At 34.2% G+C, this 12,782-nt stretch carries 14 protein-coding genes; 7 read left to right on the plus strand and 7 right to left on the minus strand.

Going from position 1 to position 12,782, the window contains the following annotated elements; all coding sequences use genetic code 11:
- Positions 1 to 280: 280 nt before the first annotated feature.
- The 7 genes from DFQ09_RS10805 to recF form a co-directional block, all read right to left on the minus strand.
- A complete protein-coding gene (locus tag DFQ09_RS10805; RefSeq protein ID WP_115810190.1) occupies positions 281 to 610 on the minus strand; it encodes an addiction module antidote protein in 330 nt (109 codons plus the stop codon).
- A gap of 3 nt (positions 611 to 613) precedes the next feature.
- Complete coding sequence (locus tag DFQ09_RS10810) at positions 614 to 913, minus strand: type II toxin-antitoxin system RelE/ParE family toxin (RefSeq protein ID WP_020896064.1); 300 nt, start codon at positions 911 to 913, stop codon at positions 614 to 616.
- A gap of 164 nt (positions 914 to 1,077) precedes the next feature.
- A complete protein-coding gene (locus DFQ09_RS10815) occupies positions 1,078 to 1,437 on the minus strand; it encodes a hypothetical protein (protein ID WP_115810192.1) in 360 nt (119 codons plus the stop codon).
- Complete coding sequence (locus DFQ09_RS10820) at positions 1,437 to 3,848, minus strand: penicillin acylase family protein (RefSeq protein ID WP_115810194.1); 2,412 nt, start codon at positions 3,846 to 3,848, stop codon at positions 1,437 to 1,439. Before DFQ09_RS10820 ends, DFQ09_RS10815 begins: the two co-directional genes overlap by 1 nt.
- Before the next feature lie 334 nt (positions 3,849 to 4,182).
- A complete protein-coding gene (locus DFQ09_RS10825) occupies positions 4,183 to 4,479 on the minus strand; it encodes a DUF721 domain-containing protein (RefSeq protein ID WP_020896067.1) in 297 nt (98 codons plus the stop codon).
- 51 nt (positions 4,480 to 4,530) lie between these two features.
- Entirely contained in the window at positions 4,531 to 4,950 is a 420-nt protein-coding gene (locus tag DFQ09_RS10830; protein WP_115810196.1) for a lipocalin family protein, read from the minus strand.
- Positions 4,947 to 6,026 carry a DNA replication/repair protein RecF gene (gene recF / locus DFQ09_RS10835; protein WP_115810198.1) on the minus strand — a complete coding sequence of 360 codons (1,080 nt, stop codon included), beginning with the start codon at positions 6,024 to 6,026 and terminating at the stop codon, positions 4,947 to 4,949. Before recF ends, DFQ09_RS10830 begins: the two co-directional genes overlap by 4 nt.
- Positions 6,027 to 6,166: 140 nt before the next feature.
- Between recF and DFQ09_RS10840 the strand changes: the two genes are divergently transcribed.
- The 7 genes from DFQ09_RS10840 (at position 6,167) to DFQ09_RS10875 (ending at position 12,781) form a co-directional block, all read left to right on the plus strand.
- Entirely contained in the window at positions 6,167 to 6,931 is a 765-nt protein-coding gene (locus DFQ09_RS10840) for a tetratricopeptide repeat protein (protein WP_115810200.1), read from the plus strand.
- Positions 6,932 to 6,934: 3 nt separating this feature from the next.
- Complete coding sequence (gene ribH / locus DFQ09_RS10845) at positions 6,935 to 7,441, plus strand: 6,7-dimethyl-8-ribityllumazine synthase (RefSeq protein ID WP_020896071.1); 507 nt, start codon at positions 6,935 to 6,937, stop codon at positions 7,439 to 7,441.
- Positions 7,442 to 7,909: 468 nt separating this feature from the next.
- Complete coding sequence (locus DFQ09_RS10855) at positions 7,910 to 8,194, plus strand: riboflavin synthase subunit beta (protein WP_115810204.1); 285 nt, start codon at positions 7,910 to 7,912, stop codon at positions 8,192 to 8,194.
- Positions 8,194 to 10,053 carry a DNA mismatch repair endonuclease MutL gene (gene mutL / locus DFQ09_RS10860; protein WP_115810206.1) on the plus strand — a complete coding sequence of 620 codons (1,860 nt, stop codon included), beginning with the start codon at positions 8,194 to 8,196 and terminating at the stop codon, positions 10,051 to 10,053. The genes DFQ09_RS10855 and mutL overlap by 1 nt, the downstream gene beginning before the upstream one ends.
- 3 nt (positions 10,054 to 10,056) lie before the next feature.
- Positions 10,057 to 10,878 (plus strand): rhomboid family intramembrane serine protease, encoded by an 822-nt coding sequence (locus DFQ09_RS10865; RefSeq protein WP_115810208.1) that lies wholly within the window; start codon positions 10,057 to 10,059, stop codon positions 10,876 to 10,878.
- A 2-nt stretch (positions 10,879 to 10,880) separates the two neighbouring features.
- Positions 10,881 to 11,753 (plus strand): rhomboid family intramembrane serine protease, encoded by an 873-nt coding sequence (locus DFQ09_RS10870; RefSeq protein WP_115810210.1) that lies wholly within the window; start codon positions 10,881 to 10,883, stop codon positions 11,751 to 11,753.
- 5 nt (positions 11,754 to 11,758) lie between these two features.
- The gene (locus DFQ09_RS10875; RefSeq protein ID WP_115810212.1) at positions 11,759 to 12,781 is read left to right on the plus strand and encodes an endonuclease/exonuclease/phosphatase family protein; all 1,023 of its coding nucleotides are present in this window, start codon (positions 11,759 to 11,761) and stop codon (positions 12,779 to 12,781) included.
- Position 12,782: the final 1 nt, after the last annotated feature.

Consider the following 12,782-nt stretch of genomic DNA (forward strand, 5'->3'; position numbering starts at 1 on the left):
CAGTTATTTTGAGCGATAACTAGTCTTCCTTTTTCTCCGAAATAGATGTACTTATTTAAAAATAGAAGTTGTTATTTCGTAAGGAGGTTTCATTCATGATACTATCATTTGATACTATGAAAGATACGATCGTTTAAGTTGACGTAAGTAATGAAACGGTGTTTTTTAACGGTCACCACGTTGCTGTGTGATTGTGCGCTAGTATTTTTAAATAGGAAATAGGATGTAATAAAATAGCATTAATGTTTGATGGAAACTGTAAAAGTGCTTTAGTTAAAAGTTAATGAGTTTTTACTACAGTACTTTGTCGCGGTGCGTAATTTTTTGACGCAGACATTGGATTCACCTGTATTTGTCCCCCGATTGCTTTCAATACTTTCATAATTGTCGAAAATTGTGGTTTCGCACCATCAGATAAAGCTTTGTATAAACTCGGTCTGCTTAATCCAGTTTCTTCCGCAATTTTTGTCATTCCGATGGCTTTTGCAATATGTCCAATTGCATTAATTATATCCGCATTATTTCCTTCTTGCAAAACGGTATTGAGGTATTCCGCAATCATTTCTTTGCTTTCTAAATAATCCGCTATTTCAAATCTTGAAGTTCCCATTTTCTATTTATTTAATTTTTTCCAAATTTCTTTCGCTTTTGCAATATCCTTTTGTTGCGTAGATTTATCTCCTCCAATTAGTAAAACAATTATTTTTCCGTCTTTTTCTTTAAAGTAAACTCTGTAACCTTTCGCAAAATTTATTCGCATTTCACGAATTCCATCGCCAACTGTTTTACAATCGCCAAAATGTTCGTCAGTTTCTAATTTCTGAATCCTAAACAAAATTTTTGCTTTTGCCTTAAAGTCTTTTAACTTTCTCAGCCATTTGTCAAATTCATCTGTTTTTTCAATAAAGAACATAAGCACTGTATCTACTTGGATACAAAATTAAGAAAAATATTTGAATATATTCAATTCAGATTGAGTTTTCAGCAGAGTGAATTTTTATGCAGCACAACTAGTTACAACAATATAAATACACACTTTATCTCATCCGTTTTACGGAAAAAGAATAGCTTTCAACCTCACTTCCTACCAACCAAAACTAAACTTAACTGCTTTCCGAAAATCGCAGAAATTCCTGCAGCCAAGCCACCAACAACACCTGTAACCAGCATTAAAACATAAGGATTACCTCCTAATGGTAAGAGCACAGCGATACGTTTGGCTAACGTAAAATCGTTTCCACTACTTAAAAAATAACTCATTACAAACCAAAATAAAAGTACGGCTAGAAACGGAATAAAAAACACGGCTGCTTTTCTTAAGGGTATAAATAAAGCTGTTGCTAATGCGGCTGTCATTACAGACCACCATGGCAGAAATAAGGATAATACATATGCTAAGACTATAGTGACTATAAAATTGATGATATTTTTGCTCATTAGTTCTTTGGTGTTAAGGTTTGTGTGCCAATAATAGCGTCGGTTGCCGTATTACTTTGTAGAAAATTAAGGCTATGGTATTTTCCGGCAGCCCAATCGTCTATAAAATTATCGTAATATTTACTTCCTGGGTTTCCAGATTGTCCACCTGGATAAATACCAAAAGCAGTAGGAGGTGAGGTCATTTCTACAATCATTCTCCAAGATGGGCCGTGGTCTTCGGAAGTGGCATTGACAATACTTCGATCTCCACCAATAGGAATATCGAAAACAGAAAAAGCAGGTAAGCCTTGTAATAAATGACTTGCATGAGTGGCTTTATAAGTTAGCCAAGTGTAGTCGCCTTTTTCGGCTTTAATTTCTATAAGACGTGCAGCAGCTGCTTTAAAGGCTAATAAAAATAAGTCTTTTGCGGTTTCTGTTTCAGGGGTGTCTACAATATCCATAAAGGCATCATCGCCTTTATTTTTTAATAAATAAATGGTTTGGTAGGTGTATGGTTGTTCTAAGGCTGTATCTTCTACATCAAACTCATCCCAAACCATATCATAAAGTTTTCCATACCATTGTCTAAAAATACTAGGTCCAACTTCGTTAATATCGTTATTAAATTGCCAAGTCTTTATTTCATCATAGATGGCTTTTTCTTCTTTAGTTAAGCTAGAATTATCCATGTGCTCTAACATATAGGGTACAATTTCGGCAGCTTTAAGGTTATAGTTATTGTTGTGTAAATCCTTGAAATCTTGAACACTAAACTTATCCTTAGAATTAAAGAAATCATTAATGACACGATTCCTATAGGTTTCATAGCCATCATTAAACACATAATATGGATAGGTTTCGTCAACAGGATGCTGATTCGCAGAACTTACAAAACCACGTTCCGGATTTTTAGTGTGTGCATTAAATTCTTGTGGGATAAATCCTTGCCAATCGTTTTCAGATTTGCTACCGTTCATAATAAACTTCCCTTGACCTTCCCATTTATTCGGTAATAAGCCTTGTATCCATAATGCAATATCTCCTTCGGTGGATGCAAACACAAAATTCTGTGCAGGTGCAATCCAGTTTTTTAAAGCCTCAGTATAGTCATCATAGTTTTTAGCTTTGTTTAATTCGGTGAAGGTCTTTTGGCCATTCCCAGGAATATGACCTGTCCACTGCATGGCATAACCCGCTAATTCTTGGTCGGACTTAAAGTTTTTATCATAGACCACAGGACCATGATGTGTGTAGAGTACAGAATCCTTGTAGGTTTCTTTACCTTTTATTTTAATCTCTTCAACGCGTACAGACACATCTTTCCATTGGTCATCGAATTTATATTGTGTTCTATCCTCATTAAATTCAATTTTATACCAATCAATAACATCTCTTGTGGCATTGGTTTCTCCCCAAGCAATATGTTGATTAAAACCAGAAATAACAGCTAATGCACCAGGTAATGTGGCACCAAAGGCATTGTGGTCTGGAGTGCTCAATTGCATAACAAACCAAATGGAAGGTAAGTTTAAACCTAAATGTGGATCGTTAGCTAAAATAGCATTTCCGGTAGTTGATTTTTTGCCAGAAACAGCCCAGTTATTACTACCGTTATCTGGATTCGGTTTATCGATAGTTTCGGAAATAGAATCTAAAACAGGTGTGCTATTTGGTGTTGGTGTTTGTGGCACATCAATAAAACTCCAATCGGTGTCTTTTGAGATTATTGGATCTGTAATGTCGAAGAAATCTGGAAACAATAAATCGAATCGTTCTTGTCCAAACAATCGTAAGGCATTCGTGTTTTCCATGTCGTCGTCTCCACCAGCCAACATTTTAGTCATATACATTAACAACAAAGCCGTTTTTTTAGGTGTCCATGCTTCGGGTTCATAATCCAGTAGTTTATATTCAACCGGTAAATCTTTTGGCTCTAATTGATTAATGTAGCTATTTACCCCATCTGCATAGGCTTGCACCATGGCTGAAGTGGTTTCATCTTCTGCCATTTTATTTAGAGTTTGTTCAGCCCCGTAACCCATGCCTCGTCTACGTTCTTGTCGGTCGTAATTAAGTGCGGCGTCTCCTATAATTTCAGATAACCGACCAGAAGCTGCAAACGTCTGAAATTCCATTTGCCATAGCCTGTGCTTTGCTGTAAGATAGCCTTGTGCTCTGTATAAATCGAGATCGTTTTGAGCAAAAACATGCGGAATTAATTCGGCATCATAATGCACGGTGACGTTGTCTTTTAAATCGGGAATCGAAACCTCTCCTGTAATGGATTCGTCGGTTTCATTTTGCCAGACTCCAGTGTATGGATTTAAGAATTTACCAATAGGTGGAATGGATCCGAACTTAGTGTTTAGCGCAAAGAAAATGGCTATCGTTAGTCCGAAGGATAGAATTAGTTTAAAATACTTCATGAAGTTAAATTATAGAGAATTTAAAAATAGGAAAATTATTGTTAATGTGAGGCACGGACTGCACTAATTATTAGTAGTGTTGAATGTGAATTAGTGACACTGTAACTAGAACGAAATACCAAGGGATAGAAGCTTTGCGACTTAAAGGCTATACGCGAGAGATTGTAGTGGGATTTGAGGGGGGGGCTTAAAGTATACGACGTTTTTACACAGAGCGACACAGAGTTTACACGGAGAAAAAGAAGGAAAATTAAAATTTTAAGAACTAAATTAAAAATGAATAACTAATTTGCTAAAGGCTAAAGGCTAAAGGCTAAAGGCTAAAGGCTGAAAACTATCGAAGCACCAACTTCTTAACGACTTCCTTTCTTAAGGATTCATTAAGCATCTTTATAATTTTATCTGTACCGTAACTCAATTCTTCACGTAGCACACTAGAGCTGAGTTGTACATAGAGTGTGTCGTGTTTTAATTCAATTGCGGTTGTGTAATTATTAACTCCGTTTCCCATAAGATTTGCCCAAGCTTCGCGCACATCTACTTTATCTAAACCAGACTGTAAATTGTTGGTTTGTACAAACTCTTTTAGAATGTCTTGTATGGGTTGGTTATCGTTATTTCGTTTTGCCATTTCTAATTGTCTTTACGTATTTTAATCGCTCTGTTGCCCAATTAATTGAAATTATTCTAAATCTAATTTTATAGGAGTGTAACGTTTGTAAAGATACACATTTTCATCCTCATTAACGATTTTAAGTTGGGTTGGTGTGGCCTCTAAAACCGTTTCAGTCCAATTCGCATAAGGAGTTGTGTAGTATATGTTTAATTTGTTGTCTTCAACTTTTAATTGAATGGTCTCCGCATCATCAGATGTAAAATAGGTGTCATTTATGCCGGGTTTTAGTTTTTTTCTAAAACCTTTTAAGCTATCATTTACACTTATGTAATCTATAGTTTCGTTGAACTTGTATTCTTTTTTACTGCCATCTGCCATGGTAACTTCTTCAATTTCCCAATACCCTTCTACGTGCTCAATGTAGATTTCTTGGTTTGGAGAACAGCTAAATATAAAAAGGCAGAGTAGCCAAAAATAGTTTTTCATAATTTGAAAATTTTATAGGATTGGTGGGTTTGCTTTATCACATCTTCAGTACGTTCGGCATGTGTATCGCTTATAAATATTTGTCCAAAATGCTCGTCATCTACGAGATTGATGATTTGCGCTACTCGGTTTTCATCTAACTTATCAAAAATATCATCTAATAATAGAATAGGAGAGACTCCACTTTGTAGTTTTATAAAATCGAATTGCGCCAACTTCAACGCTATTAAAAATGATTTTTGTTGCCCTTGACTTCCAAACTTTTTAATCGGAAAGTCATCAATTAAAAAGACCAAATCATCTTTGTGTGTACCGACAGTCGTATATTGAATCGCTTTATCTTTATTAATCGTCTTTTTAAGTAAATCCATTAATTCATCATCAAATAAATCACTTTTATATTGTAGATCGATGGTTTCTTTACTTTGACTTATGGCTTCGTAACGTGCTTTAAAAATAGGAATAAACGTTTTTAAGAACGCATCTCGTTTTTTAAATATTTCCGTCCCATAATTATGAAGCTGTTCATTATATATAGACAGCGTATCATTATTAAAGGTATTGTTGACAGCGAAATACTTCAGCAATGCATTACGCTGAGAGAGTACCTTATTATAATTAATGAGTTCCGTTAAATAGCTTTTATCACTTTGAGAAATAACACTATCTATAAATTTACGTCTGGTATCACTACCTTCAATAATGAGATCGCGATCTGCAGGAGAAATAATAACGAGCGGTATAAATCCAATATGCTCACTAAACTTTTCGTAGGCCTTACCATTCTTTTTAATGACTTTTTTCTGGCCACGTTTTAAGGATACAATGATTTTTTCGGTGCGTTCATATTTGGAGAAATTACCATCCACTACAAAAAACTCTGCGTTGTGGTTGATATTTTGAACCGCAATAGGATTAAAGTAACTTTTTCCGAAAGCTAGATGATAAATGGCGTCTAATGCATTCGTTTTTCCGATACCATTGGCACCAACAAAACAGTTGATTTTGACGTCGAAATCGAAAACCTGACTTTCAAAATTTTTATAATTAACTAAAGATAGCGTGTTTAGATTCATGAAAAGATAACATTATGCCTAATTTTACTGATGTAATCAAGCATTTTCAACGTGTAATTAATAATTCAAAAATAACAAATAAATAGGCTTTTAAATCCCAATAAAAATTTTATTTTTGCGGACGCACAAAATGACAATTTATGGCAACGTATAAGAAAAGAGGCTACAAACCGAAGACAGTAAAAGAGAAGGAAGAGGTTTTTGAAGAAGAATCAACAACAGCAGAAGTGTTTAACACTTTAGATGAAGGTGCTTCCAAAACAGAAGAGTGGGCTGTTAAGAACCAAAAGTATATTTTAGGTTTAGTTGGAGCAGTAGCTTTAATTGTTCTAGGATATTTAGGTTATAATAAGTTAGTAGCAGAGCCACAACAAAAGGATGCTATGAACGAAATGTATACTGCTAAAAAGTATTTTGATGATGCTGTAAGTGGTATATCTTCAGATTCACTGTATAGAATGTCTTTAGATGGTGGTGAAGGTAAATACGGGATGCTAGATATTATTAATGAGTATGGAGGAAGTCCTGCCGCCAATTTAGCAAACTATTATGCTGGTATGGCATATTTGAATTTGAAAGATTATCAGAATGCTGTAGAGCATTTAGGAAATTTCTCAAGTGATGATAAAATGTTAAATCCTATCGCAAAAGGTGGTATTGGTGATGCATTTGTACAATTAGATCAAAAATCGGATGCTTTAGGGTATTACGAAAAAGCATTTAAAGCTAACGTTAATAGTTTTACAACTCCATTATACTTAATGAAAGCAGCGCGTGTTGCTATGGATTTAGGAGAAAATGCGAAAGCTTTAGAATATTTAAAGCGTATTAAGTCTGAATTTTCTGCTTCAACTGAAGCTAAGAATGCAGATGTTTTAATCGGAAAAGCAGAAGCAAGCTTATAGTCTATGGCTACAGTAAATCATAATTTATCGGCTTACGATAAAGCAACAATCCCAAACGCGAAAGATTTTCGGTTTGGGATTGTTGTTTCAGAATGGAATGACACCATTACCGAAGGGTTATGGCAAGGTGCTTTTGATGCCCTTTTAGATTGCGGAGCCATAAAGCAAAATATTGTACGTTGGAATGTTCCAGGTGCTTTTGAGCTAACTTACGGTGCAGCCAGAATGAGTAAAAGTATCTATGCCGACTCCGGAATGTTAGATGCTATTATTGTTATTGGTTGTGTTATTCAAGGTGAAACAAAACATTTCGATTTTGTATGCGAAGGGGTCACTCAAGGTATTAAAGATCTTAATGTAAAAGGAGATATCCCTGTAATTTTCTGTGTGCTTACAGATAATACACAACAACAATCTATTGATCGCTCTGGCGGCATACATGGTAATAAAGGTACCGAAGCAGCAATTGCGGCAATAAAAATGGCAGCTTTACGTAAGGAGACGTTGTAGGTTTTAGCCATTAGCCATTAGTCTTTGATATGAAACATGTAGAAGGCTCTCTCATTTGTATAATTCCTTTAGTTTCCTGTATTAGTAAATATTAAAATTATTTTTGCAACAGCCAACAGCCAACAGCCAACAGCCAACAGCCAACTCTGGCATCCTTTTTGTTAATAATTTTAAGGAATCCTTAAGGTATATTTCCTTGTATTTTCAGTACTTTTGAGATTAATCAAGTTTAATTAAAGAGCCACTTGTTTAAGCAAAGAAAAAATAAACGTTTTAATTATAAACCTCGTTTTCAGGATTCCGAAGACAAAAAGTCGAGAGCCGACTTCGAAGCAAAATGGAATGATGCTAAAGATGGAGACAAAAGTAGAGGCAAATTCCTCTCTTCATTACCAGCTTTGATCATATTATTAGTTTTGATTTTTGTTATAATTTATATTCTTGAAGGATATATTAGATAAGACTATTATGGGATTCATGAAATTGAAAAAAAATAAAAAGTTTAATTATCAACCACGTTATTACAAAGGGGACGGTAATCCGTTTGAACTTAAGCATAAGTTTGATGAGCATAGAACTTCAATATCTCCTGCAAAAGGTATTAAAGGAAAATTTAGTGCTGCTATTGATGACTACAAGCACAATCCGGATGATAATGTTAATAAACGCGTTATTATTATTGTTGCAGTTTTAATCTTGCTGTTTTTGTTTATTATTGGTTTCGATTTATCTATTTTCCTTCCACAAAGCTAATGTCAGATATTATTCAACTTTTACCAGATCATGTTGCGAATCAAATTGCAGCAGGTGAGGTCGTTCAGCGTCCGGCTTCAGTAGTAAAAGAACTATTGGAAAACGCCATAGATGCCAACGCTACAGAAATTAAACTCATTATTAAAGATGCTGGTAAAACCTTAGTACAGGTTATTGATAACGGTAAAGGAATGAGTGTTACCGATGCTCGTCTTAGTTTTGAGCGTCATGCAACTTCAAAAATCAAAGCTGCTGAAGATTTATTTCAACTCAATACGAAAGGTTTTAGAGGCGAAGCATTAGCGAGTATTGCTGCGATTGCGCATGTTGAACTTAAAACGAAACAAGACGAAGACGATTTAGGAACTGTCATTGTAATTGAAGGTAGTGAGGTGAAATCTCAAGAAGTTTCCGTAATCCCAACAGGAACTTCCGTTGCAGTAAAACATTTGTTTTTTAATATTCCGGCAAGACGTAATTTTTTAAAGTCCGACACTGTTGAACTTCGCCATATTACAGACGAGTTTCATCGTGTTGCTTTAGCGCATCCTAATATTGCTTTTGCTTTTTATCATAACGGTAGTGATTTGTTTAATATTCCAGAAGAAAACTACAGACAACGTGTGGTGCATATCTTTGGAACTAAAACCAATGAAAAGTTAGTGCCAGTTGAAGAGGTAACGGAAGTTTTGAAAATTTCAGGTTTTGTGGGTAAACCTAATTTCTCTAAGAAAACAAAATCGGAGCAATTCTTTTTTGTCAATCAACGTTTTATTAAGAGTCCTTATTTGAATCATGCTATTAAATCGGCATTTGAAGGCTTGTTAAAAGATGGTTATCATGCTAGCTATTTTCTAAATCTTACCGTTGATCCGAAATCGATAGATATCAATATTCACCCAACAAAAACAGAAATTAAGTTTGATGATGAGCACACGCTTTATGCGATTTTACGTTCTGCTGTTAAGCATAGTTTAGGGCAATTCAACATTGCACCAGTTTTAGATTTTGAACATCAGAGTAGTTTAAATACGCCTTATGATTACAGGGATAAAAAAGCGTCCACGCCAGCTATTGAAGTGGATCGTAGTTTTAATCCATTTGCAGAGGAGTCAGGTATAAAACAAAAGACCACAAGTCATAATACTGGGTTTAAGTCTTCACCAACAGCATCATGGGAAAGTTTGTATGTAGGTTTAGAATCGAAAGCTAATAATTCGCCATCTGATTTTAGTCAGGTGACTTTTGAAAGTGAATCTAAAAACGAGTCTATTTTTAGTGATTCGTCTATTGAAACTAGAAAAACGACGTTTCAATTGCAACAAAAATATATTGTGAGTACCTTAAAATCTGGCATGTTAGTTATAGACCAGAATAGGGCACATCAACGTATTTTATATGAAAACTTTTTAAGGCATATTACGATAAAAGAAGCGACAAGTCAGCAATTATTATTTCCGTTACAATTGCATTTTACACCCAACGAAATAAAAATTATAGAAGACCTAAAAGCTGATTTAGAGCATACAGGTTTTGTGTTTTCGGAATTGAGTGCAAAGGAGATTATGATAACTGGTGTTCCTGTTGGAGTGCCAGAAAGTGAAGTGTCTATTATTTTAGAACAGTTAATTAGCGATGTAGAAAATGATGTGCCAGACACTAATTTTAGTGCTGCAGATTTGTTAGCTAAATCTATGGCAAAGAGTTTAGCTATTAAAAACGGTCAATCATTAAACAGCACAGAACAAGAACATATGGTAAATAGTTTGTTTGCCTGTAAGGAACCCAATGTATCACCAACCAATAGACCAACGTTTATTACGATGGCAGTTGATGATATTGAAAAAAAATTCATGTAGTATATGAAATTTAATATAACAGATGCAGTAAAGCATTTAATTATTATTAATGTAGTAATGTTTATAGGGACAGTTACATTAGGTGATGGTAAATTGTTTGATAATTTATTCTCAATGTTTTTTCCTACAAATGATTTGTTTCAACCGTGGCAAGTTGTGACGCATATGTTTATGCACGGCAGTCCTGCACACCTTCTGTTTAATATGTTTGCACTTTGGATGTTTGGTACACCTGTTGAGCAACGTTTAGGAACCAAAAAGTTTTTATTTGTATACTTTTCTGCTGGTTTTGGAGCTTTATTATTTCAATTAGGTTATTATTATGTAGATTATTTTACTGCAATGCAGAGTATTGCTGACTTAAATTTAAGTACTGAGCTTTTGCATAAAATAATGAATATCGATGCCTTGTCAGGTGATTATATTCAGGGCGAAATTCTTCATCAAAAAATGATACCATTATTAAATGAGGCTAATTTTACGACTCAGATTACGGGTGATAATTTTAAGGCTTTATTTGATTTAAATGTTCTTAACCGAAGTGCTATGGTGGGAGCGTCTGGCTGTATTATGGGAATTTTAGCTGCTTTTGGTATGATGAACCCGAATGCTGAATTAATGATGATATTTTTACCTATACCAATTAAAGCTAAATATTTTATTCCGGGAATAATATTATTGGATGTTATATCGGCAATAACCGGAACCTCTTTCTTTAGTCCTAGTAATACGGCATATATGGCACACGTCGGAGGCGCAGTAATTGGCTTTTTGATTATGTGGTATTGGAAAAAAAATGACATGAATAAATTCCGTTGGAACTAACTATGAGTACAATTGAAGATTTAAAATATAAATTTAAGAACCTCGATGTTTTCGGTAAGATCATTGCGATAAATATTATCGTATTTATTATTGGTCTTATTTTTAAATCATTATTGCGGTTTAATCTGTTTAGCTATTTTGAATTGCCATCAGATATCATGGATTTTCTGTTTCAACCATGGTCTTTAATTACTTATGGCTTTCTACATAATGGATTGTTGCACTTGGCGTTTAATATGTTGTTTCTTTACTATCTATCTAGAGTGACAACAAATCTATTTCGCCAAAAAATGGTTCTTAATATTTATTTCTTAGGAATTATTTTTGGTGGTTTAGCCTATTTAGCGGTTGCTAATTTGGTGCCACTGAGTTTCTTTAATGCTTCTGGAGTACTTGTAGGTGCATCTGCAGGAGTCAGTGCGTTATTACTTTTTGTGGCTGCTTATATGCCTAATAGCGAAATTAGATTGTTTAATTCCTTTAATGTAAAATGGAAACATATCGCTATGGTTATCGTTGGTTTAGATGTGTTTAGAATGTCTTTAGGACTTAATCAAGGTGGTTATGTTGCGCATTTAGGAGGGTATTTATTAGGTTATATTTATGCGACTAAATTGCTCAAGGGTGTAGATATAGGAAAAGGATTTGAGCGGACTATGGATAGTTTTATGAATTTATTTAAACCTAAATCTAACTTAAAAACGGTTCATAAAAATAAATCTAAAAGTACAACGACTAAGAAGACTAAAAATCCTTCTGATACGTTAGATAAACAGAAGAAGATTGATACGATTCTCGATAAGATTAGTAAAAGTGGTTATGAGAGTTTAACAGCCGAGGAAAAAGCATTTTTATTTAAAGTAGGTAAAGACTAAAACGCGTGAAAGGTTTAAGATTTGGTAGTAAAATTGTGTTTGTCATCAATTCGTTGGTGGCATTTTTATTGCTCATATCTTACATTCTACCTTATGTTTCACCGAGAAGTTTTGCGTCATTGTCTGTTTTAAGTTTAGGTGTTCCTTTATTGATTTTAGCCAATATTGTTTTCTTTATTTACTGGTTACTTCGTGTAAAGAAACAAATGCTGTTATCGTTAATTGTGTTGTTACTAGGCTGGAATTATATAAATTCAATGTATAAGTTTTCAGCTTCAGAAGATACTAAAGATGAGGCGAGTTTTTCTGTGATGTCGTTTAACGTCAGACTATTTAATAAGTATGATTGGTTGAAGGATAAAACAGTAAAGGAGACTATTCTCGACTTTATAAAGAAAGAACAACCAGACATTTTGTGTCTTCAAGAATATCCTAGAAGCGAACGAGTAAAACTTGAAGGATACAATGACTTTAATGCTACTTATAATAAAGACGTTAAAGGTGGACAAGCTATTTACTCTAAATTTCCAATTATCAATTCGGGTTCGTTAGAATTTCCTAACACCTATAACAATGCTATTTTTGTTGATATTGTAAAGCAAAAAGATACAATTAGAGTTTATACATTTCACTTGCAATCTTCAGGGATTGAAACTGATGTGGAAAAGCTTAAAAAAGAAACATCTAGTCATTTGTTTAAGCAAGTTGGTGCAACGTTTAAAGCACAACAAGATCAAGTAGAATTGTTTTTAAAGCACAAGTCCAAAACGAAATATAAGACGATAGTAACTGGTGATTTTAATAATACACCTTATTCTTATATCTATAGAATGGTGAAGGGCAACGATTTAAAAGATACCTTTGAAGCTGCTGGTAATGGCTTTGGTAGAACTTACGATTTTAAGTTTTTCCCGATGCGAATCGATTTTATTTTAGCGGATGAAGATTTTACAGTTAATGGTTTTAAAACTTTTGATGTAAAATTATCAGATCATTACCCTATAAAAACCACGCTTAGTTTACAGTAAA

Source organism: Winogradskyella pacifica, assembly GCF_003386275.1.
Lineage (GTDB): Bacteria > Bacteroidota > Bacteroidia > Flavobacteriales > Flavobacteriaceae > Winogradskyella > Winogradskyella pacifica.